General features: G+C 68.9%; 18 protein-coding genes. 7 read left to right on the forward strand and 11 right to left on the reverse strand.

Translation table 11 applies throughout. The features are described from left to right. Nucleotides 1-20: 20 nt before the first annotated feature. Nucleotides 21-908, forward strand: coding sequence for a CPBP family intramembrane glutamic endopeptidase (locus ACLJO0_RS30595; RefSeq protein WP_410582247.1), 888 nt, complete (start codon nucleotides 21-23; stop codon nucleotides 906-908). A gap of 150 nt (nucleotides 909-1,058) precedes the next feature. On the opposite strand, the gene ACLJO0_RS30600 is transcribed toward ACLJO0_RS30595, so the two are convergent. After that, nucleotides 1,059-2,108, reverse strand: a complete 1,050-nt coding sequence (locus tag ACLJO0_RS30600) for an NAD(P)-dependent alcohol dehydrogenase (RefSeq protein ID WP_125797310.1) — start codon at nucleotides 2,106-2,108, stop codon at nucleotides 1,059-1,061. An 88-nt stretch (nucleotides 2,109-2,196) separates the two neighbouring features. On the opposite strand from ACLJO0_RS30600, the gene ACLJO0_RS30605 reads away from it, so the two are divergent. Together ACLJO0_RS30605 and ACLJO0_RS30610 are read left to right on the forward strand one after the other, a co-directional pair. Beyond that, entirely contained in the window at nucleotides 2,197-2,799 is a 603-nt protein-coding gene (locus ACLJO0_RS30605) for a TetR/AcrR family transcriptional regulator (RefSeq protein ID WP_410582205.1), read from the forward strand. A gap of 89 nt (nucleotides 2,800-2,888) precedes the next feature. After that, on the forward strand, nucleotides 2,889-4,244 hold the full coding sequence (locus ACLJO0_RS30610; RefSeq protein WP_410582207.1) for an MFS transporter: 1,356 nt from the start codon (nucleotides 2,889-2,891) through the stop codon (nucleotides 4,242-4,244). 1 nt (nucleotide 4,245) lies between these two features. On the opposite strand, the gene ACLJO0_RS30615 is transcribed toward ACLJO0_RS30610, so the two are convergent. The 4 genes from ACLJO0_RS30615 to ACLJO0_RS30630 all read right to left on the reverse strand — a co-directional run bounded on the left by ACLJO0_RS30615 (nucleotide 4,246) and on the right by ACLJO0_RS30630 (nucleotide 7,068). After that, complete coding sequence (locus ACLJO0_RS30615) at nucleotides 4,246-4,707, reverse strand: ATP-binding protein (protein ID WP_125797307.1); 462 nt, start codon at nucleotides 4,705-4,707, stop codon at nucleotides 4,246-4,248. Nucleotides 4,708-4,797: 90 nt separating this feature from the next. Continuing rightward, nucleotides 4,798-5,409, reverse strand: a complete 612-nt coding sequence (locus ACLJO0_RS30620) for a TetR/AcrR family transcriptional regulator (RefSeq protein ID WP_410582208.1) — start codon at nucleotides 5,407-5,409, stop codon at nucleotides 4,798-4,800. 6 nt (nucleotides 5,410-5,415) lie between these two features. After that, nucleotides 5,416-6,255, reverse strand: coding sequence for a class I SAM-dependent methyltransferase (locus tag ACLJO0_RS30625; protein ID WP_410582209.1), 840 nt, complete (start codon nucleotides 6,253-6,255; stop codon nucleotides 5,416-5,418). Between the two features lie 72 nt (nucleotides 6,256-6,327). Next, nucleotides 6,328-7,068: a hypothetical protein gene (locus tag ACLJO0_RS30630; protein WP_410582211.1), complete on the reverse strand. Its 741-nt coding sequence runs from the start codon at nucleotides 7,066-7,068 to the stop codon at nucleotides 6,328-6,330. A 239-nt stretch (nucleotides 7,069-7,307) separates the two neighbouring features. On the opposite strand from ACLJO0_RS30630, the gene ACLJO0_RS30635 reads away from it, so the two are divergent. Beyond that, nucleotides 7,308-7,748, forward strand: a complete 441-nt coding sequence (locus ACLJO0_RS30635) for a hypothetical protein (protein WP_125797302.1) — start codon at nucleotides 7,308-7,310, stop codon at nucleotides 7,746-7,748. On the opposite strand, the gene ACLJO0_RS30640 is transcribed toward ACLJO0_RS30635, so the two are convergent. The 4 genes from ACLJO0_RS30640 to ACLJO0_RS30655 form a co-directional block, all read right to left on the reverse strand. After that, on the reverse strand, nucleotides 7,720-10,623 hold the full coding sequence (locus tag ACLJO0_RS30640) for an AfsR/SARP family transcriptional regulator (RefSeq protein ID WP_410582212.1): 2,904 nt from the start codon (nucleotides 10,621-10,623) through the stop codon (nucleotides 7,720-7,722). The genes ACLJO0_RS30635 and ACLJO0_RS30640 overlap by 29 nt on opposite strands. Then, the gene (locus tag ACLJO0_RS30645; protein WP_410582214.1) at nucleotides 10,623-11,285 is read right to left on the reverse strand and encodes a response regulator transcription factor; all 663 of its coding nucleotides are present in this window, start codon (nucleotides 11,283-11,285) and stop codon (nucleotides 10,623-10,625) included. The genes ACLJO0_RS30640 and ACLJO0_RS30645 overlap by 1 nt, the downstream gene beginning before the upstream one ends. After that, nucleotides 11,282-12,448, reverse strand: coding sequence for a sensor histidine kinase (locus tag ACLJO0_RS30650; protein ID WP_410582216.1), 1,167 nt, complete (start codon nucleotides 12,446-12,448; stop codon nucleotides 11,282-11,284). The genes ACLJO0_RS30645 and ACLJO0_RS30650 overlap by 4 nt, the downstream gene beginning before the upstream one ends. A 120-nt stretch (nucleotides 12,449-12,568) precedes the next feature. Further along, nucleotides 12,569-12,940, reverse strand: a complete 372-nt coding sequence (locus tag ACLJO0_RS30655) for an MmcQ/YjbR family DNA-binding protein (protein WP_410582218.1) — start codon at nucleotides 12,938-12,940, stop codon at nucleotides 12,569-12,571. 114 nt (nucleotides 12,941-13,054) lie between these two features. On the opposite strand from ACLJO0_RS30655, the gene ACLJO0_RS30660 reads away from it, so the two are divergent. Genes ACLJO0_RS30660 through ACLJO0_RS30670 form a run of 3 tightly spaced genes read left to right on the forward strand, consistent with a single transcriptional unit; the run spans nucleotide 13,055 to nucleotide 17,001 of the window. Continuing rightward, on the forward strand, nucleotides 13,055-14,269 hold the full coding sequence (locus ACLJO0_RS30660; RefSeq protein ID WP_410582220.1) for an SGNH/GDSL hydrolase family protein: 1,215 nt from the start codon (nucleotides 13,055-13,057) through the stop codon (nucleotides 14,267-14,269). A 57-nt stretch (nucleotides 14,270-14,326) separates the two neighbouring features. Next, nucleotides 14,327-15,712 (forward strand): FAD-binding oxidoreductase, encoded by a 1,386-nt coding sequence (locus ACLJO0_RS30665; RefSeq protein WP_410582222.1) that lies wholly within the window; start codon nucleotides 14,327-14,329, stop codon nucleotides 15,710-15,712. 26 nt (nucleotides 15,713-15,738) lie between these two features. Continuing rightward, on the forward strand, nucleotides 15,739-17,001 hold the full coding sequence (locus ACLJO0_RS30670; RefSeq protein ID WP_410582224.1) for a class I SAM-dependent methyltransferase: 1,263 nt from the start codon (nucleotides 15,739-15,741) through the stop codon (nucleotides 16,999-17,001). A 3-nt stretch (nucleotides 17,002-17,004) separates the two neighbouring features. Here ACLJO0_RS30670 and ACLJO0_RS30675 read toward each other — a convergent pair whose 3' ends face one another. Continuing rightward, a complete protein-coding gene (locus tag ACLJO0_RS30675; protein WP_410582226.1) occupies nucleotides 17,005-18,615 on the reverse strand; it encodes a thiamine pyrophosphate-binding protein in 1,611 nt (536 codons plus the stop codon). Further along, nucleotides 18,612-19,388: a cyclase family protein gene (locus ACLJO0_RS30680; protein WP_410582227.1), complete on the reverse strand. Its 777-nt coding sequence runs from the start codon at nucleotides 19,386-19,388 to the stop codon at nucleotides 18,612-18,614. The genes ACLJO0_RS30675 and ACLJO0_RS30680 overlap by 4 nt, the downstream gene beginning before the upstream one ends. Between the last annotated feature and the right edge of the window lie 626 nt (nucleotides 19,389-20,014).

Raw genomic sequence — 20,014 nt, forward strand, 5'->3', positions numbered from 1 at the left:
TCGAAGATCCTTGCCCGGTGATGGAAAAAACCGGTGCACGCCCGGAAGTCGCCAGAATCGCCCTCATCGGCGGACTCGTGGTCTTCCTCGCGGCACCCGCGCTGTTGCTGGCGACCGGGAACGGCACGATCCAGCCGTCCGCGGACTCGGACAAGCGGCTTTCCCTTTGGGGCGCGGTGATTCCCGCGCTGGCAGGAATCCTGCTGGTCCGCGCGATCCCGCTCCGCGCGCCATCGTCGCCCGCCAAGGTGGACGACCGCCGCGCCTTGCGCCGTCAAGCAGGTGCCTTGGCGCTCATCGCCTTTGTGTGGCCGCTGGCGTTGTTCCTCGTGTCGATGGCGGGACAGCAGACGCTCGTCCGCGACGTCTGGGGACTCGCCAAGCCGCTCGTGTTCCTGGTGCTGCCGCTGATTCTCCTGCGAACCCTGCGCCCGCAAGGGAAACCGGATCCGTTCCGGCTCACGTGGCGCTCCCGGCAGACGTGGCAATGGCTCGCGCCGATTCCCGCGGTACTCGTGTTCGGCTGGCTCTACGTCCTCGGCCCGTTCGCACCGCCACTGCCGACCGCGGAGGACTACCCGGATCCGGTGTACCTGGCGGTGGTCGCGACGCTGACCTTCTTCACCGCGAACGTGCTCGAAGAGGTCTTCTTCCGCGGCATGCTGCAAACCCGACTGGAGGCGCTTTTCGGGCGGTGGCCGGGAATCCTGCTGACGTCGCTGCTGTTCGCGTGGCTGCACCTGCCGACACACGGGCAGGGATCACTGCCGCTGACGCTGGGCGCGATCGTGGCCTTCCAAGGGTTCTTCGGCCTGTTCACCGGCTACCTGTGGTCGCGCTACCGCAACCTGTGGGCACCGATCGCCGCGCACACCGCGATGAACACGGTGCCCCTGCTGCTGATGTGAGATGACGAAAGGTGGTCGCCCCAGCGTCACCAGGGATCAGGCCGGTGGGTAGTGAGGGCCTCCTTCAGTACCTTCAGAGTAGGGAAGGAGGCCCTCACGGACCGGTGAGCGTTCTGAATCCTCGACCCAAATCACTCACGGACAGAAAAGTCAGGCGCCGATGGTCGCCGCGTCGATGACGAACCGGTAGCGGACGTCGCTGTTCTCGACCCGGTCGTAGGCCACGTTCACCTGGTCGGCCGAGATCGTCTCGATCTCGGCGCCGATGCCGTGCTCGGCGCAGAAGTCGAGCATCTCCTGGGTCTCGGCGATGCCGCCGATCATCGAACCAGCGAGCACCTTGTTGCCGCCGAGCAGCGAGAAGGCGTTGTAGGACAACGGTTCGCCGGGCGCGCCGACGTTGACCATGGCTCCGCCGACCCGCAGCATGCCAAGGTAGGAGTCGACGGGCAGCGTCGCCGAAACGGTGTTGAGGATCAGGTCGAAGCGGCCGCGCAGCGTCTGGAACGTCGACGCGTCACCGGTCGCGAAGTAGTCCTTCGCACCCAGCTTCAGGCCGTCTTCCTGCTTCTTCAGGCTCTGGCTGAGCACGGTGACGTCGGCGCCCATGGCGACCGCGATCTTGACCGCCATGTGGCCGAGTCCGCCGAGGCCGACGACGGCGACCTTCTTGCCCGGTCCGGCACCCCAGCGGTTCAGCGGGGAGTAGGTGGTGATGCCCGCGCACAGCAGCGGGGCGGCGACATCGAGGCTGATGCCTTCCGGGATCCGGCAGACGAAGCCGTCCTTCACGACGATCTGGCGGCTGTAACCGCCGTAGGTGTTCTCGCCGTCGAAGCCGACTCCGTTGTAGGTTTGGATGTTGCCCTTGAGGCAGAACTGCTCGGTGCCCGCGAGGCAGTACTCGCACTCGCCACAGGAGTCGACCATGCAGCCGACCCCGACGCGGTCTCCGACCTGGTACTTCGTGACGCCGGAGCCGACCGCGGCGACGACGCCGGCGATCTCGTGGCCGGGCACCATCGGGAAGATCGCGCTGCCCCAGTCCTCCTTCACCTGGTGGATGTCGCTGTGGCAGATCCCCGCGTACGCGATGTCGATCAGCACGTCGTCCGGACGCAGGTCGCGACGCTCGATGGTCGTCGGCGACAGTGCGGCGCCCGGGGACGGCGCGGCGATGGCGTGCGTGGTCGTCGTCATGAAACCCTCCGAGAAACAGTGAGACCATGTAAGAGGTCACTTACAACGAGCGTAAGAGGGCTCTTACATATTCCGCGACCGGGACGGTGTGATCCACGACATGGGCGGCAAGTACCATCACGGCGACCTCCGCGCCGAACTCGTGCGGGTCTCGCTCGACTTGATCGCCGAACAGGGACTGGGCGCGTTCTCCGTCGCCGAGGTCGCCAGGCGCGCGAAGGTCAGCCCCGGCGCGCCGTACCGGCATTTCCCGACCAAGGAAAGCCTGATGGCCGCGATCGCGACGAGCGTCGCCTGCCAGCTGGCCGACAGGGTGCACGACGCTGTCGAGGCCGAGAGCGAGCCCGTCGCCGCGCTCGCCGCGGCCGCCGGCGCGTACACGGAGTACCTGATCGAACGCCGGGCCGGGATGAACGTCATCTACGCCGACGGGTTGCAAGGCCCGGAGCACGCAGACCTGCACGAGCAGACCCGCCGCTTGACCGACCAGTTCGTCATGCTCTGCCTCACCGTCGCCGATCGGCCACAGGACGGGCTGGAACTGATGGAGCAGTTGTTCACCCAGGCACACGGCTACGGCACGTTCTACCTCGACGGAGTCTTCACGAAACAGGGCTATTCCACGGAAGTCGTCGTCCGGAAGTCGGTCGAGGCGGCCCGTGCCGCCATCGAGGGCCGCACGAAAATGTGACGTGATTCACGTCCGATTTGTCCGATTACCGGGGCTCCCCGCGCCGACAGGATGCGAAGCGCAATCCTTTCGACAACGAGGAGAAACGCGTGAGCATCGGGCAAGACGTCGGATCCTGGCGGGAACTGGGCCGGCACACGAGCACTTCGGTGGTACTGGCGGGTGGTGTGCTCGTCGGCGCGATCACCATTTATGTGGCGGCGAGCCTGCTGCCGACGGCGATCCAGGACATCGGCGGACGGTCGTTGTACGCCTGGACCATGACAGCGTTCTTGGTCGCCCAGGTCGTCGCGACCATGTCGGTGGGTCAAGCCCTTTTCCGCTTCGGCGGCAAGGGTTCCTATTTGATCGGCTTCGGCGTCTTCGCCGCGGGCTCGGTGTTGTGCGCGGTGAGCCCGTCGATGCCGGTCCTCCTCGTCGGCCGCGGGATACAGGGGCTCGGCGCCGGCCTGCTGACCGGACTGGGTTTCGCCCTGATCCATTCGGCGCTGCCGCCCCGGCTGTGGAGCAGGGGAAGCGCCCTGATCTCCGCGATGTTCGGGGTCGGCAACTTCGCGGGCCCGGCGCTCGGCGGGTTCTCGGCACAGTTCGGCTCGTGGCGGTCCGCGTTCGTGGTACTTGCCGTGGTGGCGGCCGCGCTGGCGGTCTTCGTGCCGCGGGCGCTCCCCCGCGGTGGACGTCCGGCGCAGGCGCCGCCGGTTCCGGTCGTGTCGCTGTCCTTGATCGTCGGCGCGACCGGAGCGGTGAGCATGGCCGGGATCCTTTCCGGCACACTCGCGATGGCGGCCTTCATCGCGCTGGGTCTCGTTCTCGTGGCCGCGTTCCTGGCGACGGAGAAGCGCGCGGTGGCGAGCGTGCTGCCCGGTTCGGTGTACCGGCCGGGTTCGCGGCTGCGGTGGATCTACCTGACCATCATGGTGCTGGCGTCCGGCGTCTCGGTGGAGACGTTCTTGCCGCTCTTCGGCCAGCGACTGGGCGGACTTCCGCCCGCGGCCGCGGGATTCTTCGCCGCCGCGCTGTCCTTGGGCTGGTCGGTGAGCCAGCTCGTCAGCGCTTCGGCTCGTGAGACTCGGCGGCTCGTGCTCGCCGGACCGGCCTGTCTCGCCGCCGGGTTCGCCGTGCTGGGTCTGCTGCAGACAGAACAGCCGTCGCTGCCCCTCGTTCTCGCGTGGCTGCCGGTACTCTTCTTCGGTGGCATGGGAATCGGCATCGCGATGCCCCATCTGTCCGTCGCGGCGATGACCTCCGCACCGGACGGCGAAGGCGGGAAGGCCGCCGCCGGGATCGCCACGATCCTGACGATGTCGACCGCGTTCGGCGCGGCGGTCGCCGGCCTGCTGGTCAACCTCGGCGGCCCTTCGGTGCTCACGTCGGCGAGGTGGCTGTTGTTCGGCTTCGCCGCCATCTCCACTCTCGGCCTGCTCACCGCACGCCGCGCGGCCTGAGTCAGCTCCGGGAGCGCTTCCCGCGCACGCGTGGAAGCGCTTCCGGGCAGCCGCCGTCGCAGCGGATATGTGCCCAGACGATCTTTCCGCCGCGGACCGGCTCACGCCGGACGCCCCATTGCACCGCGACCCCGTCGACGACGAGCAGCCCTCGCCCGCGGGGATCCTCGATCTGCGAACAACGCGCCCGGGGTTGTTCGACGCTGACGTCCGCGACCTCGATGCGGACGGCGCACGGTGTCACGCCGCGCCACAGCTGGATGTGGCGTGCGCCACCTCCGTGCACGTAGGCGTTGGCGACGAGTTCGGTCGCCGCCAGCAGGACGTCGTCACGATGCCCTTCGCCGAGATCGGGAAGGCATCTGACGACCCAGGCTCGCATGTCGGGCAAGGCCCGAGGCGTGGTGGCCCGCAGGTCGAGCACCCAGGTCCCCGGCACCGGATGCTCCGCGACGCTGATCATGGAGCCACCCCTCCCGTTGCACGCGGCCTCCCTGCTGAAGTCGCACAATCGGGTTACCCAAAACGGGCAGGGATCAACCCGTGACGGGGATCATCGGGCCGCGATACCTTCCAGCACTGTCGTGACCACTGCTTCCGTACCCGGCGACGTGGTCACTTTCGGCCCGTGCGGGAGCAGGCCGGCGAGCACAGTTTCGTGGCAGACCCCGACCAGCATCGCCGCCGCCGCTTGGGCATCGCCGGCCAGCCTGCCGAGTTCCTTTTCCGCGCACAGGTATTCCGCGAGGCGATCCCGCCAGGTCTCGGTGCCCTCGCCCAGTTCTCCGTACCGCGCGAGTACGGCGGGGCGGGCGAGCAGCCCGGCGAACGCGGGCAGGATCTCCTTGTGCAAAGCCAAACCGTAGGACAGCTGGGCCCGGAGATTGGCTTCGACCGTACCCGAACCGGGCGCGGGCAGCTCGTCGAGCCCGGCTTCGACCCTCCGCACGTGTTCGGCCAACGCGTTGGCCAGCAACTCTTCCTTGTCGGAGAAATGGTTGTACAGCACGCCGTCGGCGACCCCGGCCGCACGCGCGATGGCGCGGACCGTGAGTTCCGCGGTGCCGCTGGCGGAAATCAGGTCCGCGGCCGTGGCGATCAGATGCTCGCGCAGGCTCCGGCCGTCTTCGGTGTGACGCAGGGCCGCCGCTTTCCTCGGTGACATCGGAGCTCAGCCGTGTGCGGAAGCCGTGACCAGCCACGCCGCGCCGCGCAGCCGGACACCGCCCGGTCCGTCGAAAGGCCTGAGCGCGGCCGAAAGAGCTTCCCGCGCACCGGCCGCCGCTTCGGCTCCGGCCTGGTCGAGGTGATACTTGACCGGTCCCCAACCGGCCATGAAACCGGCCGCGTCGGGCACGTCGCTCCCCCAGATCTGATCGGCCTCGACACGCGTGCAGACGACGTCGAGGAATCCGGCGTCACTCAGCACCGAGCGGACCCGCGCCGGATCGGCGAAGGACGTCGGGCCGGTGCCGTCTTCGCCGGTCGGGGTCGGCAGAAACGGTGCCAGCGCGCCGAAAACGGCACCCAGATCGGTTCCGGCGAGTTCGGTCATGCACAGGAACGCGAGCCTGCCGCCGGGTCGCAGCGCGCGGCGCACGTTGGTGAAGGCGGCGACCGGATCGGCGAAGAACATCACCGCGAACCGGCTGAGCGCGACGTCGAAAACGTCTTCACCGAACGGGAAGACCTGGACGTCACCCTGGTCGAACACGACGTTCGCGACACCTTCGGCCTCCGCGCGGATCCGCGCCGTGGCGAGCATCGGCGCGGACAGATCGATCCCGGTCGCCCCGCCGAGCGGGGCACGGACGGCGGCGAGCCGGGTGACCTGCCCGTTGCCGCAGCCGACGTCGAGCACCCGGTCACGCTCGCCGATCCCGGCCGCGTCGAACAGGAACTCGTTGAACCCGCTGTTCACCGCGTCGTAGCGCTCGTCGTGCTCGGCCCAGTGCCGTCCCTCGTAGCCGTTCCACGCTTCCGCCTGAGCGGTGTTGACGATGCCGGACATCCCAGAACCTCCTCCGTTATGAACACGTGTTCATGAACACGTGTTCATAGTGGAGGAGGACCGGCCAGGACGTCAAGCGGCGACGGTGAACTCGGCGGTGCGGACCTTGTCCCCGTGCTGGAAGTCGAGGAAGAGCCGGTAAGTGCCGCCGGTCGGGACTCCCGCGAAGAACGTGACCGCAGGCCCGGCCGCGGTGTGGCCGTCACCGGGTTCGCCGTCCGGGTGGACGTGCAGGTACGCGAGGTCGCCGCCGCGCAAGGCGACCAAATGCCCGTAAGCACCCAGGTAAGGCTGCAAATCGGTGACTTCACGGCCGTTTTCGGTGACGGTGAGCGTCACCTTCGACGGCTTGCCCGGCGTGAGTTCGCCGTCGAGTTCGACCCGGTATCCGTCGACCTCCGCGACCCGCGAGGGCGTGTACTCGACGGGACGGAAGTCCCCGGCGGCGAAGAGGTCGACACCCAAGGTCGTCGCGACTCCACCACTGGGCTTGAAGTCGGCGAAGGCGCGGTAGACCCCCGCCTCACCAACGGTCAGCGGCACGGTCCACGTGCCGTCCTCGCCCAGTTCCGGGTGGATGTGCTGGAAGCCCACGGTGTCGCGGCGAACGACGATGAGGTGCATGCGCTTCTCGTGTTCGACGTCGTAGGCCGTCACCGGCGCCCCATCGGGGCCGAGGACGCGGAAGGTGAACGGGCGGGTCATTCCCGGAACGAGCATCGTCGTGGTGGGCGCGAGGGTGTAGCCGCCTTTCGTCGACGCGAGCCCGGCGGGTTCGTGGTCGTGCATGCCGTGGGCGTCGTGCGTGTTCATCGTGCGCGTCCTTAGTGCGGGTGCCACCCGCGATCGCGGAGCGGACTCGGGCGCCGCTCTCACCATCACCTTACATACCCCCCATGGGTATAGGCGAGCGACGCTGGTCACATACCCGGGCGACCCAAAACACTCACGACCGCCGTGCCGCAAGCGTTTCATCGGGATTTCATGGCTCCGCCCTACGGTTCCGGGCACGGATCCGCGTTCGCGGGCCGGTGGTCCACGAGGAGACGTGCATGAGCCCGGCGAGCCGGACCCCGTACAACATGGTGCTGCCCCGGGAAGACGCGCCGAGTCCCGGGGAGCGGGACGAGGTCGTCGGACCCGGCTGGAGCTGGGCGGCGTTCTTCATGCCGTGGGCCGACGGCCGCCCGTCGCCGAAGTACCGGTGGACGTTGTTCGAAACCGCCGCCCAGGCCGTCGAGGACCTCCGCCGCTGCCTCGACGACGGCAACGTCGGCAAGCGCGGTGCCCTTTGTTCGTCCGTGCTCCGGAAACGCGGGGCACCGCGGGAACTGGTGCTGTGCGACGCCGCCGACTGGGCCTGCGTGGTGCACGAGGTCCGCGCCGGGGTGCATCTGACCGACGCCGCCGACGCCTACTTCGCGCGCTGGCGGACGAGCATGACGGGGCACCGCTTCACGATCATCAACGCCGGCGTACCGACTGTCTGGTGAGGTCCAGACCTTCCAGCGCGAGGGAACGTTGCAGGGAATCGCCGTCGGATCCGATGGTGGTGAGCACCCACTCGAAATGCTCCCTCGCCGCCACGGGATCGCCCGCGGCGAGATGGGTGCGGCCGAGCCGGTTGCGGATCTCGGACTCCATCCCGGCGATGGTCTCCTCGGTGACCGCGGTCAGCGCCCGCCGCTGGAGTTCGAACGCCGCGTCGAGGTTCCCCAGTTCCAGTTCCGCGGCACCCAGGCGGGCGAGGGCGGTCGCGGTCAGCAGGCCGTCCGTGGTCTCCTCGGCGAGTTCGACGGAGCGCCGGAGGTCCAGCGCCGCTTCGGCGAACCTGCCGGTCTCCAGCCGGACGGTGCCGCAGTGGCACAGCACCCTGGCCAGCATCCCCGGACTGCCGATCTCCTCACTCAGTTCACGGGCACGGCCGAGGTGGCCGAGTGCTTCCTCGTGCTCGCCTCGCAGGTACGCGAGGTAGCCGAGCGCGGACAGCGACCGTTCGGCCAGCCAGCGGTCCCCCACCTCGTCGGCGAGGATCATCACCCGCCGCGTGCCGGGGATGGCGAGATCGTGCCTGCCGTCGATCAGATCCGCCATGGCGAGCCCGCCCAGCGCCCGAGCCTCCACCCCGCGGTCGCCCGAGGCCTGGCCCGCCCGCAGCGCGTCGTCGAAGCAGCCGCGCGCCCGGTCCAGCTGCCCCTGCGCGGCATAGGCGTAGCCGAGGCAGAACCGCAGCGACGAGACGAGACGTTCGTCTTCGGCCTGTTGCGCCAGTGGCAGCGCGATCTGCAACGCCGTCCGGCATTCGTGGTACCGCTGCTGGCGCGCGAGATAGTCGACCAGCCCTTCGGCGATCGAGCAAGCGAGGCCGTCGAGTCCGGCTTCGGCGGCCTGGGTCACCACCTCCGGCAGGTCGCCGACGGCGTCGAGCCAGGCGGAAGCGTCCCGTTGCCCGGTGAACGCTCCCCCGGATTCCAGCGGGAACCGCGCGACACCCCATTCGCTCGCCCGGCGAGAGGCGCTGAGGTACAGGCCGTACACCCGTTTCCGCGCCGCGTCGGCAACGTCTTCGGGCATCTCGCCGGCGAGATGCCGCGCGTAGACCGCCACCAGGTCGTGCAGCCGGTAACGACCACTCGCCGGTTCCTGCACGAGGCTCGCGTCGACCAGGCTTTCCAGCTGCCGCTCGGCTTCGGCGGGCGAGGAGCCCAGCAGGGCGGCGACCGAAAGCCGGTCGAATTCGGGAGTCGGTGACAGGCCGAGCATCGTGAACGCGTTCTGTTCGGCAGGCCGGAGCTGCTCGTAGGACAGGCGCAGTGCCACTTCGACGCTGCGGTCCTCGGCGGTCAGCTCGCCGAGCCTGCGCTCGTCGTCCGACATCCGGTCCACCAGATCCTTGAACGTCCACATCGGACGGTTCTGCAACCGCGCGCCCGCGATCCGCAGCGCGAGCGGCAGCCGCCCGCACAGTCCGGCGAGCGCGCGCACGGCGAACCGTTCGCCCTCGGCCCTCGGCGCCCCCACGATCCGGCCGAGCAGCTTTTCCGCCGCTTCAAGGCCCAGTGCGCCAAGGGAAACCCGTCGATCGGCGTCCAAACCGGACAGACGGCGTCGGCTGGTCACCAGCACGCGACTGCCCGGACCGGACGGCAGCAGCGGCCGCACCTGCCCGGCGGATTCGGCGTTGTCGAGCACCAGCAGCAACCTCAGCTGCGAGGTCGCCGCCCGCCACGACGCGGCCAGTTCGTCGAGATCGTCCGGCATGGCGCCGTCTTCGACACCGACCGCGCGCAGCAGCCGCCGCAGCGCGCGCTCCGGCTTCACCGGCTCACGGCCTTCGGTGTAGCCGTGGAGATCCACGAACAAGGCACCGTCCGGATAGGACTCGCGAAGCCGGTGTGCCGCGCGCACCGCGAGTGTGGTCTTCCCCGCGCCGGGAACGCCGTCGACGGCGTCGACCGAGACCGACTCCGGATCGCCGTCCTCGACGAGCAGCGCGAGTTCCCGGTCCCTGCCGACGAGTTCGCCGTTGGTGGCGGGCAGTTCGTTGCGGATCCGGCGGGACGGCTCGCGGCGCGGCGTGACACCGAGCAGCGTCTCGTCCCCGCGCAGCACCGCTTCCTGCACTTGCCGCAGTTCCTCACCCGGCTCGACGCCGAGCTGCTCGATCAGCCGCTCGCGGACGTCGGTGAACACCTCCAGTGCCTCCGCCTGCCGCCCGCCGCCGTAGAGCGCCCGCATCAGCAACGCGGCCAGCGGCTCGCTCGGCGGATCGGCCGACACCAGCGCCGACAGCTCGCCGATCACCTCGTCGAACCGCCCGAGTTTCAGCTGGGCCCGCAGTTTCCGGCGCAGCAGCAGAAGCCTGCGTTCCTCCAGCCGTCGCCGCTCGCCCTGGACGAACGCGCCCGGCAGCCCCGTCAGCGGCTCGCCGTGGAACAGCCGGAGCGCGTCGGCGAAGGTGTCCACCGCGGTCACGAGGTCACCCGCCTCCTCGGCGGCGGCCGCCACGACGGCGATCTCCTCCAACCGCACCACGTCGAGGCGCACCCCGCCGCTGGCGAACCGGTAACCGCCGCGATCGGACACGATCACCGAGTCCCTCGGCTTCTGCCCGGAGGTGTCCAGGCATTGCCGCAGCCGCCGGACGTACACCGGCAGCACATTGGACTCCGGCGGCTTTTCCCAGAGCCCGTCGGTGAGTTCGTAGTGGCTGACGGTCACGTCCGGGCGCAGCAGCAGCGCGGCCAGCACGGCCTGCTGCCGGACCGGCCCCAGGTCCAGCCGGGTCTCCCCGTGCCAGGCCCGCAACGGGCCGAGTAGTTCGAAGCGAAGTCGCGAGTCCGGCATGATCCCCCCATCGTTGCGCATCAGCCCGGCACCACGATCCCGTGGTCGAACGCGTACACGATCGCCGCCGCCCGGTCACGCAGCTGGAGTTTGGTGAAGATCCGGCCGATATGGCTTTTCACGGTCACCTCCGAGATGACGAGTGCCGCGGCGATCTCCGCGTTGGTCAGCCCGCGGCCGATCGCCCGGAGCACGTCCTGCTCCCTCGGTGTCAGCAGTTCCGGTGACCGGCCACCGCTGCCGTTCCCGGCGGCCTGCCGGTACGCGGCGAGCACCCGGCCGGTGACTCCGGGGTCGAGCCACGCGTCACCCGCGGCGACCGCCCGCACCGCCCGGATCAGGTCTTCGGCCGGGGAATCCTTGAGGACGTAACCGGCGGCGCCCGCCCGCAGTGCGTCGGCAAGGAGGTTGTCGTCGTCGAACGTGGTCAGCGCGAGCACCGGCGGATGGCCGCCGGACCGCCGCAGCCTGCTGGTCGCCTCGACGCCGCCGACGTTCTTCATCCGCAGGTCCATCACGATGACGTCGACCTCGTGCGCGGCCAGCGCCCCTGGCACTTCCGAACCGTCGCCGCATTCCCCCGCGATGACGAAGCCGTCGCGGCGCCGCAGGATGCGCCGCAGCCCGGACCGGACCAGCTCCTGGTCGTCGACCAGCAGCACGTGGATCTCGGCGGCGGTCACGGTTGGGCTCCCGGCACGGTGACCTGCACGATCCACTGCCTGCCGCTGGGCCCGGCACTGAGATCGGCGCCGAGCTGGGCCGCGCGGACGGCCATCCCCGCCAGTCCCGAACCGTCCTCGGCCGAGCGCCGGACATTCGAGGGGAGGGTGTTGCTGACGATGAGCTTCACGCCGGACCGGCCGGCGTTCAGCCGGACCTCCGCGGTCGCCCCGGGGGCGTGTTTGACGACATTGACCAGTGATTCCTGCACGATCCGGTAGAGGCCCAATCCTTCCGAGGCGCCTACTCGGCCGAGGTCGCCTTCCTGTGTATAGCGCACCGCGAGTCCGGCACTGCGGGTGCGTTCCACCAGCGTCGCGATGTCCTCCACGCCCGGCAGCGGGGCGCTGCCCGACGGGGAGTCGGCGAGCAGGCCGACCGTGCGGCGGATGTCGGCCATCGCGGCACGCCCCACCTGCTCGGCCTCGGTGAGCGCTTCGATCGCCTCGTCGACGTCGCGGTCCTGCTGCAACGCGTGCCGGGCCCCGGTCAGATGCAGCAGCGTGATGCTGAGCGAATGGCCGACGACGTCGTGCACCTCACGCGCGATCCGCTGGCGTTCGGCGAGCAGGGCCTTGTCACGGGAGGCGTCCCGGTTGCCGCGTTCGGCGTCGAGCACCCTGGTGTACCAGCGGACCATGAGCCCGCCGCTGAGGCCGAGCAGGATCGCGACCATGTACACCGGCCCGCCGATCAGCCCGCCCCAGATCCCGGCCACGACCAGTACCGCCTCGCTCGCGACGGTGACAAGGGCGATCCCCCACGTCGTCCGCAGGACACTGCCCGCTTCGGTGGCCGCGACCAGCAGCAGCAACGGCGCGAAATCCGGGAGCACCGGCTCGATGAGCAGCACCGAGGCGGCGATGATCAGCGCCGTCATCCGCACCCACGGCATGATCCAGTTCGTGATCGTCCAGATCACCGACGGCGCGATCACGATCAGGCCCACCAGCGCGATCGGCTCGGGCGGCAGCAACGCGTCTCGCTGCACCAGCGCGACCGCCGTGAACACGAAGCTCACCGCACTGGCGCACAGCGCCCCCCACCACGGCAGGGTCAGCCCGGCACGGGTGAGGCTCGCCTGCACCCGTGCCCGGAACCGGTCCCGCAAGATCCTCAGCACGGCATCAGCCTAGGAAGTCCCGATGAGCGAGTCATCGTGCGGCGGGCGGCAACCGTCTCCGCCCACGGTAGGAGGCCGGACGAGCATGGTCGGATGAAATCCGGATGAAACCCGGGCCGTTCACTCCCGGCTGAGCGCGACCCAGTTCAGTTTCTCCTGTTCTCGTTTCGGCAGGCCCGCGACGACGAGGTCGTACGAGTCCTCGACGAGCTCCCGGACGAAACCGTCGGTCAGCGAACCGTCCAGCTCGACGGTGTTCCAGTGCTGCTTGTTCAGGTGGTAGCCGGGGATGATCGCCGGATGTTCGGCGCGCAGCCGGACCGCCAGATCGGGCTCGCATTTGAGGCTGATCCGGAGCGGCTTCGCCTTGAGCGGGCCGAGCGCGAAGATCTTGCCCGCGACCTTGAACACACTGTTGGCCTCGTCGAACGGGAACTCCTCGCGGGCACCGGGGAAGCCGAGGCAGATCTTCCGGAGAGCGGCAGGTGTCATGGCGTTCAGGCTAACCGCCCCCTCCGACAGAAACCTGTCCTGTCCAGGTCGTTGACCGGTTGTCGGTGATTCACTCACGATGGATGGAGCCGACTGGGTGGAGGCGAAACCGATATGCGCGTGAAGCAGCTCGCCGTCGCGGGAATCCTGTTGCTGGGCGTGGTTCCGGGGGTCGCCGCGGCGTCTCCGCCGACACCGGTGGAGAGCACCGCCACCAGCGGCTGGGTCGGCACCTGGGCGGCGGCGCCCGCGGCGGGGGTCGCCGGGACCGACAACGGTTACCCGAACTTCTCCATCCGCAACATCGTGCACACCAGCGCGGGCGGGCACGAGGTGCGCGTCCGGCTGTCCAACGCCTTCGGCCGGACTCCGGTGCTGTTCGGCCGGGTGACCGTCGCGGTCGCCGCCGGCCCGGACACCCCGCAGGCCGTGCCCGGCACGATGCGCACGCTGACCTTCGGCGGAGATCGCGAGGTCACCGTGCCACCGGGCGCCGACATCGTCAGCGACGGCGCGGCGCTGGCCGTGCCGAGGGACGGCGACCTCCTGGTCACCACGTACACCCCGACGCCGTCGGGCCCGGTCACCTACCACCCGCTCGCGACGCAGAACTCCTACTTCACCCGGAACGGCGACAAATCCGCCGACGAGTCGGCCGCCGCGTTCCCGGAGAAGACCGCGGTCTGGCATTACGTGTCCGGAGTGGACGTCCGGGGCCCGGGCTTGCGGGGCAGTGTCGTGGCGATCGGCGACTCGATCACCGACGGGGCGAACTCGACCTGGGGCGCGAACCTGCGCTGGCCCGATCAGCTCGCCGACAAGATCAGCACGCGGCTCGGCGTGCTCAACGCCGGGATCAGCGGGAACCGGCTGCTGCTCGACGGCGGCACCTACGGGGTCAACGCGCTGGCCAGGCTCGACAGGGACGTCCTGAACCAGTCCGGGGTGCGGACGGCGATCGTGTTCGAGGGCATCAACGACATCCAGCAGACCCCGCACCAGGCTGATCCGAACAAGATCATCTCGGCGCTGAAACAGATCGCGACGAGGGCGCACGACCGCGGTCTGCGAGTGCTTGGCGCGACGATCACGCCGTGGAAGGGCTGGCGTTCGTACACGCCCCAGCTTGAGGAGACCCGGCAGGCGGTCAACCGGTTCATCCGGACCAGCAGGCTCTTCGACTCCTACATCGACTTCGACGCGGCGATCCGCGACCCCGCCGACCCGCAGCGGATGAAACCCGAGTACGACTCCGGCGATCACCTCCATCCCGGCGACAAGGGCTTCACCGCCATGGCGAACGCCGTCCCGCTGCCCGGACTCCGGTAGGAATAAGGGCTGCGCCAGGCGGTTCCGTGGGGCACGATGAACTGATGGCGATCAGGAATGACTAGCGACGACAGCGGTACCCGAGCGACGGCGCGGCTGGTCCGGTTCGCCGAACACAACGCGCGCGCCGAAACGCTGCGGGCACAGCTCGCGGATCTCCACGGAACGATCCGGCTGGCGAAACGGACGTCGAACCTGTTCCGGGCTCGGACGGCGACCAGTACGCCGGGGCTGGACGTCTCGGGCTTCACGCATGTCCTCGACGTCGACCCGCTGGCACGCACGGCCGAAGTCGAAGGCATGGTCACCTACGAGCAGCTCGTGGACGCGACCCTGCCCCACGGGTTGATGCCGCTGGTCGTACCGCAGCTCAAGACGATCACGCTCGGCGGCGCGGTCACCGGCCTCGGTATCGAGTCGTCCTCGTTCCGCAACGGTCTCGTGCACGAGTCGGTGCTGGAGATGGAGTTGCTCACCGGCGACGGGCGGATCGTCGTCGCGAACGCGGACAACGAGCACAGCGAACTGTTCCACGGCTTCCCGAACTCGTACGGGACGCTCGGCTACGCGCTGCGGCTGAAGATCGAACTGGAGCCGGTCAAACCGTACGTGCGGCTCGACCACGTGCGATACGAGGACACGGAGGAGTACTTCGCGGCACTCGGTGAAGCCTGCCGTAACGGGTCGGCCGACTTCGTGGACGGAACGGTCTTCGGACCGGGCGAGCAGTACCTGACACTGGGCACGTTCACCACCACGGCGCCCGCGACCAGCGACTACACCTGGCTCGACATCTACTACAAGTCGATCCGCTCCCGCGAGACGGACCATCTGAGCGTCCGGGACTACCTGTGGCGCTGGGACACGGACTGGTTCTGGTGCTCACGGGCGTTCGGCGTGCAGCACCGGCTCCCCCGGCTGCTGCTGGGCAGGCGACTGCTGCGGTCTTCGGTCTACTGGAAGGCGGTGGCGCTCGACCGCCGGTTCGGGATCGCCGCGAAGCTCCTCAAGCTGCGCGGGCTCCCGCCCGAAGAGACGATCGTCCAGGACATCGAGGTGCCGCTGTCGCGTGCCGCGGAGTTCCTGGACTTCTTCCGCCGCGAGATCCCGATCAGCCCGGTGTGGATCTGCCCGCTGAAACAGCGGCCGGGTGGCGTGAACTCGCCGCTGTACGAACTGGACCCCGAAACGCTGTACGTCAATTTCGGGTTCTGGTCCGCGGTCCCACTGGACCCTGGCGAGGAACCTGATACGCACAATCGGCTGATCGAGGCCGAAGTGACGCGACTCGGCGGGCGGAAGTCGCTGTATTCCGACAGTTTCTATACCGAAGACGAGTTCTGGCGGCTGTACAACGGCGACGCTTACCGGAAACTGAAGACGGCTTACGACCCCGACGGCCGCTTGCTCGACCTGTACGCGAAATGCGTGCGGCGGCGGTGACCCGGGCCCGAAGAAGAGAGACGACCATGGCTGAGACGACGACCGTCGGCAAGATCTTCGAGCGGTTGCTCGGCCCGAGCACCGAAGTGTCCATCACCGCCTATGACGGCAGCACGAGCGGGCCCGCGGACGCGCCTGTGTCGATCCAGGTGCGCTCGCCGCTGGCGTTGACCTACCTGATGTCCTCCCCGGGTGACCTCGGTCTCGCGCGGGCTTACGTGGCAGGCGCGCTCGAAGTGGACGGTGACCTCTACACGGCGCTGCGCGCCCTCGTGGCACAGGTCGATCAGCTCAGCGCCGCGGACCGGTTGTGGCTGCTGCGCGAACTCGGGCCAAGGCACCTGCGCCGCGTCGCCCCGCCCGCCGAGGAACTGCCGAGCCGTGCCAAACGCGTCTTCGACGGGCTGCGGCACTCGAAAGCGCGCGACAGCAACGCGATCTCGAACCACTACGACGTCTCGAACCGGTTCTACGAACTGGTGCTGGGCCCGTCGATGGCCTACACCTGCGCCGCGTATCCGTCCGCCGACTCCTCGCTGGAAGAGGCTCAGGCGCACAAATTCGACCTGGTGTGCCGGAAACTCGACCTCAAACCGGGGATGCGGCTGCTGGACGTCGGCTGCGGCTGGGGCGGCATGGTGGAGCACGCCGTCGAGCACTACGGCGTCGAAGCGCTCGGTGTCACCCTTTCGCGCGAACAGGCGCAGTGGGCGCAAAAGGACATCGTGACCAAGGGCCTCGCGGACCGCGCCGAGGTGCGGCATCTCGACTACCGCGACGTCACCGAAACGGGTTTCGACGCGGTGTCGTCGATCGGGCTCACCGAGCACATCGGCGCGCGCAACCTGCCGTCGTACTTCCGTTTCCTCGCCGGGAAACTGAAGCCGCACGGGCGGCTGCTGAACCACTGCATCACCAACCCGGACACCTCCGTCCCGCACCGGTCACGCGGGTTCATCGACCGGTACGTCTTCCCCGACGGCGAACTGGAGTCCGTCGGCGAGATCGCCACCGCGATGCACGACAGCGGGCTCGAAGTGCGGCATTCGGAGAACCTCCGCGAGCACTACGCCACCACCCTCGGCGCGTGGTGCGCCAACCTCGACGCGAACTGGGACGCGGCCGTCGCCGAAGCGGGCGCCGGGCGGAGCCGTGTCTGGGCGCTGTACATGGCCGCGTGCCGCCTCGCCTTCGAGCGCCGGGAGATCGAACTGCACCAGGTGCTCGGGGTCAAGGTCGGTCCGGACGGGGACTCGGGCATGCCGCTGAGGCCGGACTGGGGCGTGTAGACCTCAGTGACGGAAGGCTTCGGCGAGCCACCACGAGCCGCCGTCGTCGGCGATCTTGGCGTCGATGACGAGCGGCGCGTCCCGTGGCCCGCCGAGCCATTCCGTGACCGCGCCCAGGTCCTCGACCGAACGCACGGTGACACCGTCGCAGCCGAAGCCGCGGCCGATCGCCGCGATGTCGGTGTCGGGGAACCGGACGGTGGTCATGTCCGCGTCACCGAAGTGGTGGATCTCGGCGCCGTACGCGGCGTCGTTGTAGACGATGACCACGAGCGGGATCCCCAGTCGTACCGCGGTTTCCAGTTCGGAGATGGCCATGTGGAACCCGCCGTCGCCGACGCCGAGCACCGGTAGCCTGTCCGGCCGCGCCAGCGCCGCGCCGATCGCCGTCCCCATGCCCAGCCCGACGCATTGGAACGCCTGTGTGAAGCAGAAACCGTTCTCGTCGGGGACGGACAGATACGCGCTCGGGTAGCCCATGAAGTTGCCGGAGTCGATCGAGACCACGCGTTCGGCGGGCAGGATCTCGTCGAGACGGCGGCTGAGCGTGCGCGGATCGATCCTCCCATCGCCGGATAGGTCGTTATACGGCACGTCGTTCCACCGTGTGCTTTCGAGGGCTTCGCGGCTCATTCGGTGTCCACGCCTCTTCAGTTCGGCGTGCACGTCCACGGCCGTGCTGGTGACGTCACCGACGACGCCGAGGTCGATCGGCCGGTGGGCGCCGAGCGCGGCCTGCTCGACGTCGACCTGGACCAGCCGGGCCTCCGCGCCGAGGAGCGTGCCGTGCCGGGTGGTCCACATGTTCAGCGCGCAGCCCCAGCCGATCACGAGGTCGGCGTTCCTGATGAGGTCCGCCGTTCGCGGCGACGAGAAGCCGCCCGAGATCCCCAGCGAAAAGAGATCGTCGTGGAAGAGGCCGTGCGCCACCGCCGACGTCGACAGCAACGCGCCGGAGACCTCCGCGAGTTCTTTCAGCGGCGCGGAACTTGCCCGGGCACCACGGCCGGCGACGAACACCGGCCGCCGTGCTTCGACGAGGAAGTCCGCCAGTTTCGCGACCGCCTCGTGGCTCGGCCGGACCGGTGCGGGACCTGGGATTTCCGGAACCGGGGTCGCTTCTGTGGCTTCCTGTGCTTGGACGTCGAGCGGCAGATTGAGCAGGACGGTCCGGCGTTGCTGCACCGCCGTCCGGTACGCGCGGACGGTGTCGGCGACCGCGGTCCCCGCGCCGTGGACGCGTTCCGGCACGGCACCGACGGCGGTTCCGAGCGCGTCCTGGTCGATCCGGAAGTTCGACAGCACCGACGACGCCGCGGTGTCGGCGGTCAGGACGATCATCGGGGTCCGGCTCTTGGCCGCCTCGGTGATCCCGGTGAGCGCGTTGGTCAACCCGACGCCCTGATGGAGACTCAGCACCGGCACGCGGCCGCTCATCCGCGCGTACGCGTCGGCCATACTCGCCGCGCCACCCTCGTGCCGGGCGGCGACGAACGACACTCCGCCCGCCCGCAACCCGTTGGTGGCCTCGAAGTTGCCACTGCCCACCACCCCGAACGCCGCACCCACACCGAGTTCGGCGAGGGTGCGGCCGACCAGTTCCGCGACGTTCATGCCCGCTCGACCAGCGCGTAGACCCGGGCGGGGCTGCCGGAGCCGCCGACGATCGGAAGCGGGCTGACGATCAGCAAAGAGCCGGTGGGCGGCAGACTCGCCAGATTCTGCAACTGGGTCAACCCGTGCTTTCCCGCGCCCAGAAGGAGTTCGTGGCAGGGGAAGGCGGGTTCGATGGCCAGCGCCTGCCCCGCGTCCGTGCCCACGGTCTCCACCCCGAACCCGGTGATCGGCGCCTCCTCCGCGAGCCAGCGGGCACACTCCCCCGAGACCCCCGGCGAATGCGGACCGTTCTCGTCGTTGTTGAGGAAGGCCTCCTGATCATGCGAACGGGCGTCCCAGCCCGTGCGGTAGAGCAACCAGCCGCCGTCGGGAAGCGGACCGTTCACGCGCTCCCACTCACGGATGTCGTCGATGGACAGCAGGAAATCCGGATCCTCGGCCGCACGAGCCGACGCGTCGAGCACCACCGCCGGCGCGACCAGCGTCCGCAAGGGCACCTGGGAGACGTCGTGGCCGTCCTTTCCCGACAGCCAGTGAACGGGAACGTCGAGGTGGGTCCCGGTGTGCTCGCCGGTGTGGATGTTGTTCCAGTACCAGCGCGGCCCGCGTTCGTCGTACCGGCTGATCTCCTCCAGACCGAACGGGATGGTGTTCGCGAACGGCTCCGGCAACTGGAGGATCGGCGTGCTCTCACTCAACGGGGCGGTGAGGTCGACGACCTCGATCGCGCCCGTGGTGATCGCGGTGTTCAGCTGGGCCAACAACGACATGCGTGCCTCCCGGGAGTGACTGCGGCGTCCTGGTCACTTTAGGCGGGATTCGGCGGTGACGGGATGACTTGCCGGCTCCGGCCGCGATTGTCGGATGTCACCGATACAGTGCGTCGCGGACTCGGGCGACGCTGAAACCACTTACTGGATCGACCGTTCGGCTTGGGGGCGGGGAGTCGCCGCCTGAGCCCTCACACTGTTCCTCAACCTGGTCGAGGTCCGGCCCTTGTATGCCCACACCACCAGCGACGACCTCAGATCACTTCGGGGCCCTCAGAAGGCGGACTTCACTGTCATCGGCACCGAGAACTCCTACGCGTCCGCTCGGGACGCCGAAATCGAAGTACCTTCCTGCGTCTGAACCAGTGAGGGGAAGCTCAGAACACGACTTGCCACTAACGACCATCTTGAGGACATAGGACCCGACAGTCTCCACGATATCTTTTCCTTACCTCTCAACAACTCCTCCCTGTCTTCAACAGAATGCGAGAACAATTCTGGAGCAACCTTCACATTCGCACGTCTGTTCGAACGCTGGTATTCTTGTGGGGTGTCCAGCCAACGAATCCTCGAACCGCCACAGGAGCTGTGGCGCGCCGGTGCGCGCGAACTCGCGCACGGTGTCG

The organism is Amycolatopsis sp. lyj-108 (assembly GCF_046549005.1).
Classification (GTDB): Bacteria; Actinomycetota; Actinomycetes; order Mycobacteriales; family Pseudonocardiaceae; genus Amycolatopsis.

Coding starts and splice junctions, on each gene's coding strand:
- ACLJO0_RS30635 (WP_125797302.1), top strand. CDS start 7,308: ATGAGCCCGGCGAGCCGGACCCCGTACAACATGGTGCTGCCCCGGGAA.
- ACLJO0_RS30600 (WP_125797310.1), bottom strand. CDS start 2,108: ATGACGACGACCACGCACGCCATCGCCGCGCCGTCCCCGGGCGCCGCA.
- ACLJO0_RS30640 (WP_410582212.1), bottom strand. CDS start 10,623: ATGCGCAACGATGGGGGGATCATGCCGGACTCGCGACTTCGCTTCGAA.
- ACLJO0_RS30675 (WP_410582226.1), bottom strand. CDS start 18,615: ATGAACGTCGCGGAACTGGTCGGCCGCACCCTCGCCGAACTCGGTGTG.
- ACLJO0_RS30670 (WP_410582224.1), top strand. CDS start 15,739: ATGGCTGAGACGACGACCGTCGGCAAGATCTTCGAGCGGTTGCTCGGC.
- ACLJO0_RS30615 (WP_125797307.1), bottom strand. CDS start 4,707: ATGATCAGCGTCGCGGAGCATCCGGTGCCGGGGACCTGGGTGCTCGAC.
- ACLJO0_RS30660 (WP_410582220.1), top strand. CDS start 13,055: ATGCGCGTGAAGCAGCTCGCCGTCGCGGGAATCCTGTTGCTGGGCGTG.
- ACLJO0_RS30595 (WP_410582247.1), top strand. CDS start 21: ATGGAAAAAACCGGTGCACGCCCGGAAGTCGCCAGAATCGCCCTCATC.
- ACLJO0_RS30630 (WP_410582211.1), bottom strand. CDS start 7,068: ATGAACACGCACGACGCCCACGGCATGCACGACCACGAACCCGCCGGG.
- ACLJO0_RS30665 (WP_410582222.1), top strand. CDS start 14,327: ATGACTAGCGACGACAGCGGTACCCGAGCGACGGCGCGGCTGGTCCGG.
- ACLJO0_RS30625 (WP_410582209.1), bottom strand. CDS start 6,255: ATGTCCGGCATCGTCAACACCGCTCAGGCGGAAGCGTGGAACGGCTAC.
- ACLJO0_RS30680 (WP_410582227.1), bottom strand. CDS start 19,388: ATGTCGTTGTTGGCCCAGCTGAACACCGCGATCACCACGGGCGCGATC.
- ACLJO0_RS30655 (WP_410582218.1), bottom strand. CDS start 12,940: ATGACACCTGCCGCTCTCCGGAAGATCTGCCTCGGCTTCCCCGGTGCC.
- ACLJO0_RS30620 (WP_410582208.1), bottom strand. CDS start 5,409: ATGTCACCGAGGAAAGCGGCGGCCCTGCGTCACACCGAAGACGGCCGG.